The organism is Arthrobacter sp. Y3225209 (assembly GCF_059090685.1).
The window spans coordinates 36,761-54,736 of sequence record NZ_JBNHFW010000001.1; the positions used below are offsets into that span (position 1 = coordinate 36,761).

At 66.5% G+C, this 17,976-nt stretch carries 14 protein-coding genes; 3 read left to right on the forward strand and 11 right to left on the reverse strand.

All coding sequences use genetic code 11. The features are described 5' to 3' along the window. Window positions 1-79 precede the first annotated feature (79 nt). A complete protein-coding gene (locus tag AC5RVB_RS00195; RefSeq protein WP_494141685.1) occupies window positions 80-1,075 on the reverse strand; it encodes an MraY family glycosyltransferase in 996 nt (331 codons plus the stop codon). Continuing rightward, window positions 1,075-2,955, reverse strand: a complete 1,881-nt coding sequence (locus AC5RVB_RS00200; protein ID WP_494141686.1) for a polysaccharide biosynthesis protein — start codon at window positions 2,953-2,955, stop codon at window positions 1,075-1,077. Before AC5RVB_RS00200 ends, AC5RVB_RS00195 begins: the two co-directional genes overlap by 1 nt. A gap of 158 nt (window positions 2,956-3,113) precedes the next feature. On the opposite strand from AC5RVB_RS00200, the gene AC5RVB_RS00205 reads away from it, so the two are divergent. Genes AC5RVB_RS00205 through AC5RVB_RS00215 form a run of 3 tightly spaced genes read left to right on the forward strand, consistent with a single transcriptional unit; the run spans window position 3,114 to window position 5,988 of the window. Then, a complete protein-coding gene (locus tag AC5RVB_RS00205; RefSeq protein ID WP_227903357.1) occupies window positions 3,114-4,013 on the forward strand; it encodes a glycosyltransferase in 900 nt (299 codons plus the stop codon). 2 nt (window positions 4,014-4,015) lie between these two features. After that, complete coding sequence (locus AC5RVB_RS00210; protein WP_494141687.1) at window positions 4,016-5,005, forward strand: glycosyltransferase; 990 nt, start codon at window positions 4,016-4,018, stop codon at window positions 5,003-5,005. Next, window positions 5,002-5,988, forward strand: a complete 987-nt coding sequence (locus AC5RVB_RS00215; protein ID WP_227929491.1) for an NAD-dependent epimerase/dehydratase family protein — start codon at window positions 5,002-5,004, stop codon at window positions 5,986-5,988. The genes AC5RVB_RS00210 and AC5RVB_RS00215 overlap by 4 nt, the downstream gene beginning before the upstream one ends. Before the next feature lie 24 nt (window positions 5,989-6,012). On the opposite strand, the gene AC5RVB_RS00220 is transcribed toward AC5RVB_RS00215, so the two are convergent. The 9 genes from AC5RVB_RS00220 to argS form a co-directional block, all read right to left on the reverse strand. Then, a complete protein-coding gene (locus tag AC5RVB_RS00220) occupies window positions 6,013-6,729 on the reverse strand; it encodes an L-threonylcarbamoyladenylate synthase (RefSeq protein ID WP_227929490.1) in 717 nt (238 codons plus the stop codon). After that, window positions 6,726-7,658 carry a peptide chain release factor N(5)-glutamine methyltransferase gene (prmC, locus tag AC5RVB_RS00225; protein ID WP_227903362.1) on the reverse strand — a complete coding sequence of 311 codons (933 nt, stop codon included), beginning with the start codon at window positions 7,656-7,658 and terminating at the stop codon, window positions 6,726-6,728. Before prmC ends, AC5RVB_RS00220 begins: the two co-directional genes overlap by 4 nt. After that, window positions 7,645-8,724, reverse strand: a complete 1,080-nt coding sequence (prfA, locus tag AC5RVB_RS00230; RefSeq protein WP_227903363.1) for a peptide chain release factor 1 — start codon at window positions 8,722-8,724, stop codon at window positions 7,645-7,647. The genes prmC and prfA overlap by 14 nt, the downstream gene beginning before the upstream one ends. Window positions 8,725-8,885: 161 nt before the next feature. Further along, a complete protein-coding gene (gene rho / locus AC5RVB_RS00235) occupies window positions 8,886-11,075 on the reverse strand; it encodes a transcription termination factor Rho (RefSeq protein WP_227903364.1) in 2,190 nt (729 codons plus the stop codon). Window positions 11,076-11,464: 389 nt separating this feature from the next. Continuing rightward, a complete protein-coding gene (gene thrB, locus AC5RVB_RS00240; RefSeq protein WP_227903365.1) occupies window positions 11,465-12,436 on the reverse strand; it encodes a homoserine kinase in 972 nt (323 codons plus the stop codon). A 7-nt stretch (window positions 12,437-12,443) separates the two neighbouring features. Then, a complete protein-coding gene (thrC, locus tag AC5RVB_RS00245; protein ID WP_227903366.1) occupies window positions 12,444-13,571 on the reverse strand; it encodes a threonine synthase in 1,128 nt (375 codons plus the stop codon). Between the two features lie 3 nt (window positions 13,572-13,574). Beyond that, window positions 13,575-14,870, reverse strand: coding sequence for a homoserine dehydrogenase (locus AC5RVB_RS00250; RefSeq protein ID WP_227929537.1), 1,296 nt, complete (start codon window positions 14,868-14,870; stop codon window positions 13,575-13,577). A 24-nt stretch (window positions 14,871-14,894) separates the two neighbouring features. After that, window positions 14,895-16,319 carry a diaminopimelate decarboxylase gene (gene lysA, locus AC5RVB_RS00255; RefSeq protein WP_494141688.1) on the reverse strand — a complete coding sequence of 475 codons (1,425 nt, stop codon included), beginning with the start codon at window positions 16,317-16,319 and terminating at the stop codon, window positions 14,895-14,897. Between the two features lie 3 nt (window positions 16,320-16,322). Further along, on the reverse strand, window positions 16,323-17,972 hold the full coding sequence (gene argS, locus AC5RVB_RS00260) for an arginine--tRNA ligase (RefSeq protein WP_227903371.1): 1,650 nt from the start codon (window positions 17,970-17,972) through the stop codon (window positions 16,323-16,325). Window positions 17,973-17,976 lie beyond the last annotated feature (4 nt).

Here is a 17,976-nt window from a genome sequence, read left to right on the forward strand (position 1 = left end):
ACAGTACATAGAAGAAGCCGTTGACAGCGTGACGGCCGGGCGTGTGCCCTCCGGAAGGCGGTGTCGCGTCCGGGTACAGCTAGGCCACGTACCGGCGGGCAAAGAGGCGCGGGGAGCTCAGGTAGAACACCACCACGGCTACGGCGAAGAGCACCCCTGCGGACGTAGCCCCGGCGCCGGCACCGGCCGTCAGCAGGCCGGTTCCGCCAACGGCGAGGGTGCAGGCCGTGACGAACAGGGACACCTGGATGTGGCTAAGCCCGCAGTCGGTGAGGCGCTGGTAGACGTGCTGGCGGTGCGCGGTATACCAGCGCTCCCCCCGGCGCACACGCCGAAGAAGGGTGGAGAAGGTATCCACCAGGTAAATGAGGATCGGGAACAGCAGGTACTCGATGTACACGCCGGCCAGGAACGCGGCAACAGCGGTTCCGGCGATCGCGGCTCCCAGGAGGTAGCTGCCGACGTCACCCAGGAACACCTGTCCCCGGCCGAGGTTCCACGGCAGGAACGCGGCAAAGGCGGCAGCTGTTACGGCGCCGGCCACGGTAAGCCACATATGGTCTGAGAGCACGCCGCTCACGGAGTACAGCGCTCCGACGGCCACACCGTGCAGCCCCGAAATGCCGTTGATGCCGTCCATGAAGTTGGCCACGTTGATGTAGCCGGCAATGGCAAGTGCCCCGACGGGAACCCACCACCAGCTCTGTTCCATGGTCCAGGCCAGGGCTGCTGTTCCCGCCAGTCCGATCAGGACCTGGCTTCCGGCCCGGGCGCGGACGGAAACTCCCCGCCAGTCTTCGATCCAGCCCAGCAGGGACGCCAGGCCGATGATTGCAATGAGGATGGCAACGATGGAACGGTCCACGGCCACCACGCCCGTGAGCAGGGACAGCACCAGTCCCGCCAGCAGCCCGGCGGCCACGGTAACCCCCACCCCGCGGATCACCACGGTGAAGTGGGAGGAACGTTCATTGGGCACGTCGAGCACGCCCAGCCGGCGCAGCAGCGGAATAAAAAGGAACGGCAGCAGCAGGCTCGCGAGGAACGCGACGGCTACGCACAGCACCAAAAGCATCAGCCTGTCCGCCGTTCATGGTAGGAACCGTCGGCGTCGGCGTCCGCACCGGTGTCGGGCATACGGACCACACCGCCGGGCGGGGTGTCGAGGCCGCAGCGCTGCAGCCAGTCGGAAAGGTCCAGCTCCTCCGGGTCAAGGACGGCCACGGAAGCGTGGGAGATCTTGGGATGGAAGGGCCGGGAATCCTCCTCACCGGTGCCCACCAGGATTTCGTGCATCTTTTCGCCCTGCCGCAGACCGGTGAAGACTATCTCCACGTCCTTACCGGACATGGCAATCATCCGGCGGGCGACGTCGAGGATTTTCACGGGCTCGCCCATGTCCAGGATCATGACCTCGCCGCCGCGGCCGATGGCTCCGGCCTGGATCACCAGCTGGCAGGCCTCGGGGATGGTCATAAAGAAGCGCGTCACCTCGGGGTCGGTCACCGTCACCGGGCCGCCCTGGCGGATCTGCTCGCTGAACAGCGGCAGCATGGAGCCGCGGCTGCCAATCACGTTGCCGAAGCGGACGGAGACGTACCGCTCCCCCGTGGCCCGGGCCATCCACGCAGTGAGTTTCTCGGCCACGCGCTTGGAGTGGCCCAGGACGGTGGTGGGGTTTGCCGCCTTGTCCGTGGAGATGTTCACGAAGTGGCGTACGTCCGCCTTGCGGGCGGCTGCCAGGACGTTGGCGGTGCCCAGCACGTTGGTCTTCCAGGCTTCGTGCGGGTACTGCTCGAGCAGGGACACATGCTTGAGCGCGGCAGCGTGGAAAACGACGTCGGGACGGCGTTCGCGGAAGATCTTCTCCAGCGCGTCGGGGTCGCGGATGTCCGCAAGGACCGTGTCCCGGCCGTCCAGCAGGCCGCGGCCGGTGATGGAGAGCTGGGTGAGCTGCAGGCCGGTTTCATCCCGGTCCACCATGATCAGCTCACCGGGGTTGAAGGCCGTGATCTGCCGGCAGAGCTCGGAACCGATGGAGCCGCCGGCACCGGTTACCAGCACCTTTTTGCCCGAAAGGTAGCCGGCCACCTCGTCCACGTGAATATCCACGGGACGCCGTCCGATCAGGTCCTCCACAGCCACGTCGCGGAAGTCGGTCAACCCGGCGCCGTCGCCCTTGGCCAGCATGTCCTTGAGCGGGGGAAGCACGAGCACCCGCAGGTCCAGGCCTTCGGCGCGGTCGGAGATTTCGCGCACCTGCTTGGCCTCGATGTCCGCCATCGCCACGATCAATACCGTGGCACGGGTCCGGTGCACCAGCTCGGGGAGGTCAACCAGCTTGCCCAGAACGGGAACGGTGGCCAGCCGCAGGTGCTTCTTGGCCGGATCATCATCAACCAGGCCGACGGGGTAATACGGGGATTCGGGATCCTTCATCATCCGCGTGACCAGGGAGTTGCCGAGGAAGCCTGCACCGTAAATGAGCGCACGCTGTGCTTCCTCGCCCGGCCGGGCACGGCTTTCCACGTACATCCGCTTCACGTACCGGATGGCAGCCATAAACAGGCAGGCGAATGGGAACGCGATCATGCCGGTGCTGCGCGGAATATCGATGACCAGGCCGAACAGGGCGCTGGCGAGGACCAGGATGGCGGAGACAATCAGCGTAACGACGGCCAGCAGGCGCATCTCATGGAAGCTGCCGAAACTGTAGCGTCCGCGGTACAGCGCAAACGAGTAGCCGACAATGAGCTGGGTCAGCACCGCGACGCCGCAGAAGACCGCAAGGCCGCCGGGGCTGATCTGCTCCACGGTCAGTTCATAGCGCAGCACCAGGGCAAGCACGATGGACACGATCCATGCCAGCGAGTCCAGCATGTACTGCGACCAGAGCCACAGAACCGGCTTTTCCCCCCGGGGAAGGCTCTTGTTGTCCGTAGGTTTTTGCCTCATGGTCCTCAACGGGTGGATACCCGGCTCTCTTCTCGGTGGTGCATAGAACTGGTGGAAGAATCCGGTGTAATAGACTGGAATCTATTCAGCATACTAACTGCACACCCTCTCCTGTTTCGGCTTTGGCCGATGCTCCGGGGTGCTTCGAAAGGAACATCTTGCCGGACTCAGTGGCGGTAGCGGCGGTCACCTTCGACCGCCCCGACGACGTCAAGACGCTCTTGGAAGCCCTGGCCGCGCAGACCGGAAACATCACATCCGTGGCCCTGGTGGACTCCGGAAAGAGCCCGGTTAAGGATATCGCCGAAGACTCGTCCGCCCCGGTCAACTACATCCGGTCTAACACCAACCTCGGCGGTGCCGGCGGATTCTCCCTGGCCATTCTCTCAGCAATGGCTTCAGGGGCCGAATGGATCTGGATCATGGACGACGACGCCCATCCTGAAGATCCCGAATGTGTCGCCACTCTTCTGGCAGCGGCAAAGGAACGCGGATTGGACGTTGTCCTGCCGCTGGTGGTCGCTCCCGGCGCACCCGACACCCTTTCCTTCCACTTCCGCATCGACGGCAAGCTCACCCACGACCGCGCGCTGGTGGCCGAACGGGGTTTCCTGCCCAACGTGGGTCATTTCTTCAACGGCGCACTGATCCGTGCCGATGTCTTCTACCGGGTGGGCCTCCCGGACCTGCGGCTGTTCATCCGCGGCGACGAAACAGATTTTATGATCCGGCTGCGGCGCGCCGGCGTGGAGTTCGGCACGGTCACCACGGTGGCGCTGACCCATCCTGCCGCCTGGGCCGAGGTCCAGCCTGTGCTGGGTGACCGGATGCACGTGCTGGTTCCGGAAAACGCGTTCAAGCAGTTCTATTTCTACCGCAACCGGGGCCACCTGACCCGCCGGTACCGGCGGGTCAGGTCACTGGTTGCCGACACCGTGGGCTACCCGGTCCACTTTGCCCGGACGAGGGATCCCAAGGGATTTGTCAGCTGGCTGCGCGCCTACGCAGCGGGCCTGGGCGGCCGCCGCTTCGGACCTCCGTCGGACTTCGGGTTCTAGCCATGTCCGCAGTGCAGGACCTGGCGGCCGAAGAGGCCGCTCTGACCATTGTCATCGCCACGTTCAACCGTTCCGGTTTCCTGGCAGGCCTGCTGCAGAGCATCCGTGCGCTCGATCCGGCCCCGGCCGCGGTGCTGGTGGTGGACAATGCCAGCACCGATGACACCCCCGAGGTGGTGGCGGCAGCCAGTGCGGATTTCCCCGTTCCGCTGCAGTCCATCCGGCTGGAGACCAATACCGGCGGCGCCGGCGGATTTGCGGCCGGCACCGAGGCCGCACTGGCCGCCGGGGCGCAGTGGCTGTGGCTTATGGATGACGACGTCGAGGTCCTCCCCGGTGCCGTGGCCTCCCTGCGCAAATGGACCGGCCGTTACGAATGCATCCATGGCCGCCGGTACGACGACGCCGGGGCGCCGTTCTTCTGGCAGCACCGCTTTGTGCCGTTCCTCGGCGTGCACCTGCCGGTGCGCGGCAACGTCTTCCGCGACTCCCCTGTCTTCGAAACGAATGTGGGCTGCTTTGAAGGCATGCTCATCAGTGCCGCGCAGGTCCGCCGGATCGGGCTGCCGGACGCACGGTATTTCATCAACGGCGATGACCTGATGTACGGCTGGCTGGCATCCCTGGACCGGCCCGTGGCGTACGTCAACGAGTTTGTACTGCGCAAGGTCCGCCCGCAGAAACAGATCGACCTCGGCATCCGCCACCTGAACGATTCCAGCAATCTGGGCCGTTTCACCTCCATGCGCAACCGCGGACACACCGCCCGCTATCTGCAGGCGCACGGCCGGTTCAGTCCGGTGGGCTTCGGGATAGGTACGTTCCTGACCGCTGCCAAGGAACTGCTGCGCCTGATGGCAGTGGAGCACACGCTGCACGGCGTGGAACGGCTTTGGGCCGGGTGGCGCGGTTCGCGCCGGATCCTGCGGGATCCGGCCTGGACTCCCATGCCGCCGCTGGAAGAACCATCACCACGAAAGCAGCAGGTTTGAGCACTCCCTCCACACCGCAGTCCCCCGGTTCCGCCTCCGTACCGTCCTCCGCACCCGTCTGGGTAGTGGTGGGGGCCTCAGGGTTTATCGGTTCCTCCGTCCATGCCGCACTCACCGCACGCGGTGCCCGCGTCAGGTCGGTTGCCGCACCCCGGTTACGGACGGACGCCACCGATGCGCGGGCTCTGGCAGCCGTTGCGGCCGGCCTGGTTTCGGAGCGGAAGGCACTAACCGAAGCCTTCGCGAATGCGGACGTAGTGATCAACGCCGCCGGACTCGCTACTCCCGGTGCCGGGGATTCACCCGAACTGCGTGGCGCAAACGCCCTGCTGCCCCTGCTGATTGCCGACGCCGCCGACGCCGCCGGAGTCCGCCGCTTTGTCCATCTGAGCAGTGCCGCCGTCCAGGGGCATCGCCCGTTCCTGGATGAGAGCAGCCACGTTGAACCCTTCTCCGCCTATTCGCGGGCCAAGGCGCTGGGCGAACAGGCACTGGCCGTCAGGCAGTCCGGGCCATGCAGCGTTGTTACCGTCCGAGCAACCTCGGTACAGGGCCCCGGCCGGCCAACGACGGCGAAGCTGGCCAGGCTGGCAGCTTCACCGCTCGCGTCTGTGGCCGCGCCCGGCACCGCACCGAGCCCGGTCAGTTCCGTGCATGCGCTGGTGGATTTTGTGCTGACCGTCGCCGGGCATATGGGCCCGGTGCCGCCGGTGGTCCTGCAGCCCTGGGAGCAGGCCTCGGTCTCCTCCGTACTCGAGTCCGCGGGCGGACGGCGCCCGGTCCGGCTCCCCGCCTGGTTCTGCCGCGGCGTGCTTCGTACCGGGTACGCTGTCTCATCACTCGCCGGGGAACGTTTCCACGGCCCGCTGCGCCGGGTGGAAATGATGTGGTTTGGGCAGCGCCAGGAACCGGGCTGGGCTGAAGCCACCGGCAACGTGCCGGAACCGCGCGTGCAGCACGTTCTCGAGTCCTCCCGCAGCTAGCGGGAGGACTGTTTCCGAACGGTTTTATTCCTTGGTCAGGGAGGGCGCAGCCGCCTCCGGTGCCGGTTCCGGTTCGGGTTCTTCGTCCAGGTCCAGGATGCCGGGCACCACGGCCCGCAGCGCTTCCAGGCTCACTGCCCCGCGGCGGACCACGCGCATCGGCTCGCTGGTGGCGTCCACGATGGTGGACGGGATCCCGTCTTCCTTGGCCGCCGGGCGGTGGCCGGCCTCCAGGTAAACCTCAACCGACTCGGCCAGCTGGCCCTGTGCCTCGGCCGCGGTCTGTGCCGCCGGGGATCCGGTGCGGTTGGCGGAGGAGACCGCCAGCGGGCCGGTGACCCCGAGCAGGTCCAGCGCTATCCTGTCATCGGGCATCCGCAGCGCCACGGTTCCCAGGGTGTCCCCCAAGTCCCAGCTCAGCGAGGGCTGGGCATGGAAGATCAGCGTCAGGCCACCGGGCCAGAAGGCTTCGGCAAGGCGCCGGGCATCCTCGGGGATGTCCGAGGCGAGTCCGTCCATGGTCTGCAGCCGCGGGATCAGGACGGGCGGGGGCATGCTCCGCCCGCGGCCCTTGGCGGCAAGCAGGGTGGCTACGGCCTGCGGGGAGAACGCGTCGGCGCCGATTCCGTAGACCGTGTCAGTGGGCAGGACTATGCATGCCTTTGCGGCAATGGCCTGCTGCGCGGCAGCAAGTCCTTCGCTGAGTTCTTCGGGGTTGGTGCAGTCATAACTGGTGCTCACGGCAACATTCTTTCACGTGTGGATGCCATCGGTTCTTCTCTCACTGGTTCGTCCGTGACGGTCCGCCGGATGCCTGATGTGGCGCGGGGCCGGTCATTGAGGTCCAGGTGGGTACGGACGTCCGTCCATGCCGGGTCCGCGGCCAGCAGCCGGGCGACGGCCGGTGCCTGCACTTCGGCATGTTCCATGACGAAGTATCCGCCCGGGACCAGCAGCCGTGCTGCCGTGCGTGCTGCAGCTGCGGGCAGTTCCATCCCGTCCGCGCCGCCGCCGTAGAGGGCCATCGCCGGGTCATGCTCGGCGGCCTCGGGTTCGTTGGGTACGGCTTCTGCCGGAATGTAGGGCGGGTTGGAAACCACCACGTCGAAACTGGCGTTGTGCTCCCCCAGTGCGGTACGCAGGTCCCCCTGTACCAGGTGGACGCCCAGCGGTGCCAGGTTCCGCTCCGCCCAGGCATAGGCGAGCGGGCTGAGCTCCACGGCATGCACCTCGGCGTCCGGAACTTCGGACGCCACGGCCGCTGCGATGGCCCCGGAACCGGTGCCGAGGTCCACAACCTTGGGTGATGGGGTCCGCCGGGCAGCATCAATGGCCAGCTGCGCCACGGTTTCGGTTTCCGGACGGGGCACAAACACACCGGGCCCCACGGCGAGTTCCAGATAGCGGAAATGGGCCTTGCCGGTGATGTGCTGCAGCGGAACCCGCGCAGCGCGTTCCGCCACCAGATCGGAAAACCCCTCCGGAGGCGGGGCATCGGTAAAGGCCAGTGCCCGTACCCTGCCCACGGTTTCACCCAGCAGGTGTGCGGCAAGCAGTTCGGCATCCACCCGGGGCGAGGGCACACCGGCCTCTGCCAGCCGTGCCGCCGCGCTTCGTAGTGCTGCGTCCAGGGTTTCCCCGGCGGTTCCGGCCGGGTTAGCTTTCGTCACCGATGGCGTCCAGCCGGGCCTGCTCGTCCATTTCAATGGCAGCCTGGACCACGGCTTCCAGTTCACCGTTCAGCACGGTGTCCAGGTTGTAGGCCTTGTAGCCGGTGCGGTGGTCCACAATCCGGTTTTCCGGGTAGTTGTACGTACGGATCCGCTCGGAACGGTCCATGGTGCGGATCTGCGACTTCCGGATGTCGGAATTCGCGGCGTCGATCTTCTCCTGCTCGTGCGCCAGGATGCGGGAGCGGAGCACGCGCATGGCGGCTTCACGGTTCTGCAGCTGGGATTTTTCGTTCTGCATGGCCACGACAATGCCGGTGGGCAGGTGGGTGATGCGCACGGCGGAGTCGGTAGTGTTCACCGACTGGCCGCCCGGGCCGGAGGAACGGTAGACATCGATCTTGAGATCGTTCTGGTTGATCTCGACTTCTTCGGGCTCGTCGACTTCGGGCAGCACCAGCACACCGGCAGCGGACGTGTGGATCCGGCCCTGCGATTCAGTGACGGGGACGCGCTGGACGCGGTGCACGCCGCCTTCGTACTTCAGGCGGGCGTAAACGCCCTCGGCCGGGTCATTGGAGGAACCCTTGATGGCCATGGAAACGTCCTTGTAGCCACCCAGGTCGGACTCGGTGGCCGAGATAATCTCTGTGCGCCAGCCGCGGTGCTCCGCGTAGCGGGTGTACATGCGCAGCAGGTCCCCGGCGAACAGGGCGGCTTCGTCGCCGCCTTCGCCGCCCTTGACCTCGATGATGACGTCGCGGCCGTCGTTCGGGTCGCGCGGGATGAGCAGGCGGCGCAGTTTCTCCTGGGCGTCGGCCAGCTGTTCCTTCAGGACAGGCACTTCGGCGGCGAATTCCGGATCCTCATCTGCCATTTCAGCTGCGGCGGCGAGGTCATCCTCGAGTCCGTGCCACTGGTTGTAGGCATCCACGATCCGGCTGAGCTCGGCGTAGCGGCGGCCCAGCCGGCGGGCCAGACCCTGGTCCGCGTGCACTGCCGGATCGGAGAGACGCAGCTGAAGCTCAGCGTGCTCATCCAACAGACCCTGAATGGACTCAAACATGTTTTAGGTTCCTCTTTCGACTGTGTATCCCACAGGCAGTTTATCGGCCCCGGCGGGGTGCGGGCGCGCGGAGGCTCCGCCGTCCTGCGTTAACGGACAAACCGCCCAGGCTCCGGCCCCGGGTTAACCGGGGGCCGGAGCATGAGCGGCTTGTAAGGCAGCTAGTCGTCCTTGCTGCCCAGGGTGGTCTTCTGGACCTGCATCAGGAACTCCACGTTGGACTGGGTTTCCTTGATCTTGCCGGTCAGCAATTCCAGCGCCTGCTGGGTATCCAGGCCGGAGAGAACGCGGCGCAGCTTCCACATGATCTTGACTTCATCCGGAGACAGCAGGTTCTCTTCGCGGCGGGTGCCCGAAGCGTTGACATCCACGGCCGGGAAGATGCGCTTGTCCGCCAGGTTGCGGGAGAGGCGCAGTTCCATATTGCCGGTGCCCTTGAACTCTTCGAAGATGACTTCATCCATCTTGGAGCCGGTCTCGACAAGCGCGGTGGCCAGGATGGTCAGCGAGCCGCCGTTTTCGATGTTGCGGGCAGCACCGAAGAAACGCTTCGGCGGGTACAGCGCCGAGGAGTCAACGCCGCCGGAGAGGATACGTCCCGACGCCGGAGCGGCCAGGTTGTATGCACGGCCCAGACGGGTCATGGAGTCCAGCAGCACCACCACGTCATTGCCCATTTCCACCAGGCGCTTGGCACGCTCGATGGCGAGCTCGGCCACGGTGGTGTGGTCATCGGCGGGACGGTCGAAGGTGGAGGCAATGACCTCGCCCTTGACCGTGCGCTGCATGTCCGTAACTTCTTCGGGGCGCTCATCAACCAGGACCATCATCAGATGGACCTCCGGGTTGTTGATGGTGATCGCGTTGGCAATGGACTGCAGGATGAGCGTCTTGCCTGCCTTCGGCGGGGAGACGATCAGGCCGCGCTGGCCCTTGCCGATCGGGGCCACGAGGTCAATGACACGCGGGCCGATCACCTTGGCGGAGGTTTCCAGGCGCAGGCGCTCGGAGGGGTACAGCGGAACCAGCTTGGAGAAGTCCACGCGGTCCTTGTTGTCCTCGGCGGGCTTGCCGTTGACGGAGGTCAGGCGAACCAGTGCATTGAACTTCTGGCGCTGATTGCCGCCCTGGTTTTCGCCCTCGCGCGGTGCACGGATGGCGCCAACCACGGCGTCGCCCTTGCGCAGGTTGTACTTCTTGACCTGGGCCAGGGAAACGTAAACGTCGTTCGGGCCCGGCAGGTAACCGGAGGTACGCACAAAGGCGTAGTTCTCCAGCACGTCCAGGATTCCGGCTACGGGCAGCAGGACGTCGTCATCAGTGACCTCGACGTCGTCAACCTCGGGGTTCTGGTTACGGTTGCGGCGGCGCTCGTTGCGGTCCCGGAAACGGTCGTTGCGATCGTTGCGGTCATTGCGATCGTTGCGGTTCCGGTTGCGGCGGTTACGCCCGCGGCCGTTCTCTTCGTTGTCGTCGCGGTTGTTGTCGCGGTCGCGGTTGTTCTCGCGGTTGTTGCCGCCGTCGCGGTTGTTATCGCGGTCGCGGTTGTTCTCGCGGTTGTTGCCACCGTCGCGGTTGTTATCGCCGTCGCGGTTGTTGCCGCGGTCGCGGTTGCGGCGCTCACGGCGTTCGCTGCGCTCGTCGTCGTTGGAGCGGTTCTCCGAACCGTTGCCCTGGGACGCACCATTGGAGGACGCTGCCTCATTGCTGCCGTTGGAGGAAGCGTTGCCGTTCGAGGAAGCGTTGCCGCGGTTCTCGCCGGCGTCCTGTGCTTCTGCGCCGGAGGTGCTGGTCTCGCTGCTGTCGCTGCGGCGGCTGCGGCTGCGGCGGTTGCCGCGCTCACGCTGGTTCTCGTCGCGGGCGTTGTCCTCGCGGGCCGGGCGCTCAGGGGCGGTCTCGGCCTGCGGAGCCTGCTGTGCAGCCTCCGGAGCGGGGGTTTCGGCCGCAGCTGAGGTGACAACACCGTCACTGGCCGCGCGGCGGTTGCGGTTCCGGGTCCGCGTGGGACGCTCGGTGGCGGTGCCCTGTGCCGGGGCATCCGCGGACTTCGCCGGAGCTGCCTGGGCTGACTCGGACCCGGCAGCGGCGCCCTTGCCTGCGGCGTCTTCGCCGGAACGGGATCCCCGCACCGGGCGGTCGGCTACTGCGCCGCCGCGCTGGTGGTTGGAGATGGCCGTGACCAGGTCTCCCTTGCGCATCCGGGAGCCGCCGGTGATGCCGAGCTGACCGGCAAGCGCCTGGAGCTGCGCAAGCTTGAGACCGGCAAGACCGGCACTCTTTGAAGTGTTCTCGCCGGTGGAACCGGCGGATGCTGAATCCACGCCTGCAGTCAGGCTGGTGGTATCTGTCACGAAGGATCCTTCCCCCTCGTCGGGCGGTCCGGCGCATTGCCGGCCGCGGTGATTGACCCCGGACCGATGATCAGACATAGGACCGGGTCCGCCACAATCCGGCCGGGGCCGGAAAAGGGGCGATTCTGCTGGGTGCCTTGTTTAGAAGAATCCACACGGAGTTTCGTCAGCTTTGCTGCCGAACACGCGGCATTCAATGGGACTCGCCGCTTCTTGGCGGTACCGGATGAAGGCTACACCGAAGACCGTACTTCCGCGGGTAAGGCGATTGCGTCAACTAAATCACCGGAACGGGTGCAGTTACACCAGGGGCGGCGAAGTGTCTTCAACGAAAGCCCGGGCGGCCCGAAACGGACGGCCATGCCTGCGGGAGCACAAGAACGGTAAAATTACCGCTGGTGCACTTCCACTCTAGCACCATCTCGCTCCACGCCAAGCCGGAGAACCCGCCAGTTTTCACCGGCTGCCTGCAGCTGGCGGGCCATCAGCTCCTCTGCCGCTGCGGCGGCGGATGCTCCGTTGGCAAGGCACAGGACGGTGGGGCCCGCTCCGGAAACCGCTGCGGCAAATCCTGCCGAGCGCAGTGCCTGGATCAGCGCAGCACTGGCGGGCATGGCAGGGGCGCGGAAGTCCTGGTGCAGGAAATCCTGCGTCCCCTCCGGCAGGAATGCCGGATCCATGGTCAGTGCATGGACCAGAAGCGCGGCACGGCCCGAGTTCGCGGCGGCGGTACGGTGCGGAACGGTGGCAGGGAGGAGCCCTCGCGCCCGTTCCGTGGACAGCTCGGTGGCAGGTATTGCCACCACCGGCACCACGTCGGGATGGACCGCGGCGCGGGCCGAGCGGAAGACGCCGTCGGTCTCCCATGAAATCGCGAGGTCACCTGCCAGTGCCGGTGCCACATTGTCAGGGTGGCCCTCCAGTGCTGAGCAGGCGTGCAAAACCTGTGCGGCGTCCAACCGGTCCGCGTCCGGCAGGAGCGCATTGGCGGCAAGGACGCCGGAGACGATCGCCGCGGCGGAAGATCCAAGCCCGCGGCCGTGCGGGATGACGTTCTCCGCACTCAGGTGCAGTCCGCGGACCGTGTAGCCGGCGTCCGCCAGGGTGGAGAGGATGGTGCGCACCACCAGGTGCGAGGAATCCAGCGGGACCTGGTCCGCGCCCTCCCCCGCCACCTGCACCGTGATTCCCGGTTCATCGGTGGTCCGTACCCGGACTGTGTCATACAGCGAGAGCGCAAGGCCCAGGGAATCAAACCCCGGGCCGAGGTTGGCACTGGTGGCCGGGACCGTTACGGCCACCTCCCGGCCGGGGGCCAGGAGTGTGGCGCCGGGAAGCTGTCCGGGCAAATCCACCTGCATGGCGGTCCTACTTGGTACCGGCGGCAGGTGCGGCTGCTTCCAGCCCCAGTGCCGCAGCAACGCTGACGACGTCGAAGTCCACCTTGGTGGGCTCCACCTCCGAACCGTCGGCGGTGCGCAGGGCCCACTGCGGATCCTTCAGGCCGTGCCCGGTGACCGTAATGACAATGGTCTTGCCCGCAGGCACCTCGCCCGCGGCGTGCTTCTTCAACAGTCCGGCAACGCCTGCGGCGGAGGCCGGTTCCACGAAAACGCCCTCGCGGGAGGAGAGCCAGCGGTGCGCCTCCAGGATCTCGGTGTCCGTGACGGCTTCGATAAGTCCGCCGGATTCATCGCGAGCTGCGATGGCGGCATCCCAGGATGCCGGGTTGCCGATCCGGATGGCGGTGGCAATGGTGTCCGGGTCCGTCACCGGATGGCCCTTCACCAGCGGCGAGGCGCCTTCTGCCTGGAAGCCCCACATGTGCGGGGTTTTGGTGGCTACCGGCGCAATTTCCTCACCGGCCACGTTGGTGTAGGGCGCGGCGTACTCCGTGTAGCCCTTCCAGTACGCGGTGATGTTGCCGGCGTTGCCGACGGGCAGCAGGTGGTAATCCGGGGCGTCCCCGAGGTAGTCCACCACTTCGAAGGATGCGGTCTTCTGTCCCTCGATGCGGGCCGGGTTCACGGAGTTCACCAGGAAAACCGGGTACGCCTCGGCGAGCTTGCGGGCCACCTCAAGGCAGTTGTCGAAGTTGCCGCGGACCTGCAGCAGCTGGGCGCCGTGCGCGATGGCCTGGCTGAGCTTTCCCATGGAGATCTTGCCGTCCGGAACCAGGACGGCACAGGTGATGCCCGCCTGCGTGGCGTAGGCGGCAGCGGAGGCACTGGTGTTGCCGGTAGACGCGCAGACAACGGCCTTGGCACCGGATTCCACGGCAGCGGTCATGGCCATGGTCATGCCGCGGTCCTTGAAGGACCCGGTGGGGTTCATGCCCTCGACCTTGAGGTAGACCGTGGAACCGGTCAGCTCGGAGAGTGCCTTGGCATGGACCAGCGGGGTACCGCCCTCCCCCAGGGTGATGACTTCGGTGCTGTCGGTGACCGGCAGCCGTTCGGCGTATTCGCGGATAACGCCGCGCCATTGGTGAGCCACGGCTCAGACTCCTTCTACCCGCAGTACGGATTTGACGTTCGTGATGACATCGAGGTTTTTGATGGCCTCGACGGTGGCCGCCAGTGCGGCCTCGGATGCACGGTGCGTGACGAAGCGCAGCTCGGCGCTGGCTCCTTCACCGTGGATGGTCTGGCGCATGGTCTCGATGGAGACGCCGTGTTCGGAGAAGACACGGGCGACGGCGGCCAGCACACCCGGCTGGTCTGCCACCTCCAGGCCAATCGAGTAGCTCGTGGTGACCTTCTCCAAAGGCAGGGCCGGCAGGTGCCCGGAGGCCTGCCCGGCCGGCACGGGACCGCCAAGGACCAGCCGCCGGGCCGCGGTGACGACGTCGCCCATCACGGCCGAGGCGGTGGGTGCACCGCCGGCGCCCTGCCCGTAGAACATCAGTTCGCCGGCATTCTCCGCCTCGACGAACACGGCGTTGAAGGCTCCGTGCACGGCAGCCAGCGGATGCCGGCGCGGCAGCAGGGTGGGGTGCACCCGCACGCTGACGCCTTCGCCGTTGTCCCCGTCGGAGAATTTCTCCGCGATGGCGAGCAGCTTAATGACGAAGCCGGCGTCCTTCGCGGCGCTCATGTCTTCGGCCGTGACCGAGCTGATGCCCTCGCAGGACACGGCTGAAAGGTCAAAGTCTGTATGGAAGGCCAGGGACGCGAGAATGGCGCCCTTGGCGGCGGCGTCGTGGCCCTCAACGTCGGCAGTGGGATCCGCTTCCGCGTAGCCCAGCCGCTGGGCCTCGGCCAGGGCGTCGCCGAACTGGGCACCGGTGGTGTCCATGGCGTCCAGGATGTAGTTGGTGGTGCCGTTGACAATGCCCATGACCTTGGTGATCCGGTCGCCGGAGAGGCTGTCACGGATGGGCCGCAGGATCGGAATGGCGCCGGCCACGGCTGCCTCGTAGGAAAGCTGGACGCCGGCGGCGTCGGCCTTCTCATACAGGGCCGCGCCGTCGGCGGCCAGCAGTGCCTTGTTGCCGGTGACCACGGCGGCGCCGTGGCCCAGGGCATGCAGGATCAGGGTGCGCGCCGGCTCCATGCCGCCCATCAGCTCAATGACAATGTCCGCGTCCTTGACCAGCGCCTCGGCATCCGTGGTGAACAGCTCCGCGGGCAGGTCAACATCGCGGGGAGCATCAACGTTGCGCACGGCGATGCCGGTCAGCTCCAGGCGTGCGCCGAGGCGGGCGGTGAGGTCCGCGGCGTCGTCAATGAGGATCCGGGCAACCTGCGATCCCACGTTTCCGCATCCCAGCAGGGCTACTCTCAGGGTCTTCAATGTGCGTGCCAACTCCTCTAACGGTTAGGAAACGTCGCGTGCCAACAGGTCGTCTTCGGTCTCGCCGCGCACAATCAGCCGCGCGGTTCCGTTCCGCACTGCGACAACGGGCGGACGGGGTACATAGTTGTAGTTGCTCGAAAGCACCCAGCAGTAGGCTCCGGTACCCGGAACGGCCAGCAGGTCCGACGCGGCTACGTCACCGGGCAGGTAGACGTCCCGCACTACTATGTCCCCGCTTTCGCAGTGTTTGCCAACCACCCGCGAAATAACCGCGTCATGTTCGGAGACGCGGGAGGCCAGCACCGCGGAATAGTCCGCGCCGTACAGTACCGGACGGGCGTTATCGCTCATGCCGCCGTCCACGCTTACGTAGCGCCGCGGGGAGGTGCCGCCGTCGGGCGTGTCCACCCGCACCGTTTTGATGGTTCCGGTGCGGTAGAGCGTGAAGGTGCTCGGCCCCACAATGGCCCGGCCGGGCTCAATGGAAATCCTCGGCACTGAAAGGCCCAGTTCGGCGCAGGTGCTGCCGACGACGGCGGCCATCGCATTGGCGATCTCGGCCGGCGGGCGCGGGGTATCGGCTTCGGTGTAGGCGATGCCGTAACCGCCGCCCAGATCCAGCTCGGCCAGTTCGACGCCGTAGGCAGCCTTGACCTCGGCCAGGAAACCCAGCAGCCTGCGTGCGGCCTCCTCGAAACCGGCCGCGTCGAAGATCTGCGAACCGATGTGGCAGTGCACGCCCACCAGGTTCACGCCGTCGTGCTTCAGCGCCGTTTCCACCGCCGTCAGAGCCGGGGAACGTCCGTCCAGCTCCGGATCGGCGACCATGGACAGGCCGAACTTCTGGTCCTCGTGCGCGGTGGCAATGAATTCGTGGGTGGAGGCGTGCACGCCCGGGGTCAGGCGCAGCATCACGTTGGCGCGTTCGCCGCGGGACGCCGCCAGCTGCCCGAGCAGTTCCAGCTCACCCAGGCTGTCCACCACAATCCGGCCCAGCTCCATGTCCAGGGCACGGGTCAGTTCGGCCACCGACTTGTTGTTCCCGTGCAGGCCCAGCCGGCTGCCGGGCAACCCGGCGCGGCGGGCCACAGCCAGCTCCCCGCCGGAGCAGGTGTCCAGGCGCAGCCCCTCGGAATCGACCCAGCGGGCCACCTCGGTGCAGAGGAAGGACTTGCCCGCGTAGTAGACGTCCACTCCCCCGCACAGCGGTGCGAACGCGGCGTCGAAGGAGTCCTTGAAGTCACGGGCCCGGGCGCGGAAATCATCTTCGGACATCACGAAGACCGGAGTGCCGAAGTCCTCCGCAATCCGGGAGACGGGAATGCCGGAGATTTCCAGCTCCCCGGCCTCCCCCCGCCGTACGTCGCGCGCCCACATCTGCGGGCGCAGGGCATTGGGGTCCTCCGGGTGGCTCAGCCAGGCGGGGGCCAGGGGTGAAGCAGTCATTACTTACATCCGTTCGGGTGCGGAAACTCCCAGCAGGTCCAGGCCGTTGGCCAGGACCTGGCGTGCGGCGAGGTTCAGCCACAGCCGGGTGCGGTTGGTGTCGGTGATTTCCTCGTCACCCTGGGGTGCGATCCGGCAGGCGTCATACCAGCGGTGGTAGGTGCCGGCGATGACCTCCAGGTGGCGGGCCACGCGGTGCGGTTCACGGAAGGCGCTGGCCTGGGCGACGACGCCGGGGTACTGGCCCAGCGCGGCAAGCAGTGCGCTTTCGGTGGGGTGGGTCAGCAGCGAGGCGTCGAAAGCGGAGTCATCCACGCCGGCGGCCTCGGCGTTGCGGGCCAGGGCGTGCGTGCGGGCATGGGCGTACTGGACGTAGAACACAGGGTTCTCGTTGCTGCGCTTGGTCAGCAGGTCCAGGTCCACGTCGATGTTGGAATCTGCGGAGAAGCGGGCCAGTGTGTAGCGGGCTGCGTCCACGCCCACGGCGTCCACCAGGTCTTCGAGGGTAACCACGGTGCCTGCACGCTTGGACATACGGACCGGCTTGCCGTCCTTGACCAGGTTGACCATCTGGCCGATCAGGACCTCCACGCATTCGGGGTCATGGCCCAGTGCGGCGGCGGCGGCCTTCAGGCGGGCCACGTAGCCGTGGTGGTCTGCGCCGAGCATGTAGACGTTCAGATCGAAGCCGCGCTCGCGCTTGTTCTGGATGTAGGCAATGTCGCCGGCAATGTAGGCGGCGTTGCCGTCCGACTTGATGACCACACGGTCCTTGTCGTCACCGAACTCGGAGGAGTTCAGCCACCAGGCGCCGTCCTTTTCGTACAGGTTTTCCGAGCCCTTGAGCTGTTCCAGGAGCTTCTCCACCTGGCCGCCTTCGTGCAGGGAGTCCTCGTGGAAGAAGACGTCAAAGTCCACGCCGAAGTTGTGCAGGGATTCCTTGATGTCGCCGAACATAAAGTCCACACCGACGGCACGGAAGCGTTCCTGCGCTTCGTCGTCGGGCAGGTCCACGATGCCCGGCTCGGCGGCCAGCACGCGGTTGGCGATGTCCACGATGTATTCGCCGGCGTAGCCGTCTTCCGGCGCGGGTTCGCCCTTGGCCGAAGCGAGCAGGGAGCGGGCGAAGCGGTCGATCTGCGCGCCGTGGTCATTGAAGTAGTACTCGCGGGTGACATCGGCACCCTGGGATTCGAAGACCCGGGCCAGGGCATCGCCGACGGCGGCCCAGCGGGTGCCGCCGAGGTGGATCGGGCCGGTGGGGTTGGCGGAAACGAACTCCAGGTTGATCCGGGTGCCCTTGAGGATTTCGGAGGTGCCGTACGCGGGACCGGCGTCGACAATCGTCTTGACCAGTTCACCCGCGGCACCCGCGTCGAGGGTGATGTTCAGGAAGCCGGGGCCGGCGATGTCCACCTTGGCCACGCCGTCGATCTGCTCGAGGCGGCCCTTGAGGATTTCGGCAAACTGGCGGGGATTCATGCCGGCCTGCTTGGAGAGCTGCAGGGCAATGTTGGTGGCCCAGTCACCGTGGTCCCGGTTCTTGGGGCGCTCCACGCGCACCTCCCCCGGCAGTTCAATGCTGAAGTCACCGGCATCGATGGCGTCTTGGAGGCAGGCAGTTACGGCGGAGGAAAGTTCTTCAGGAGTCACCGGT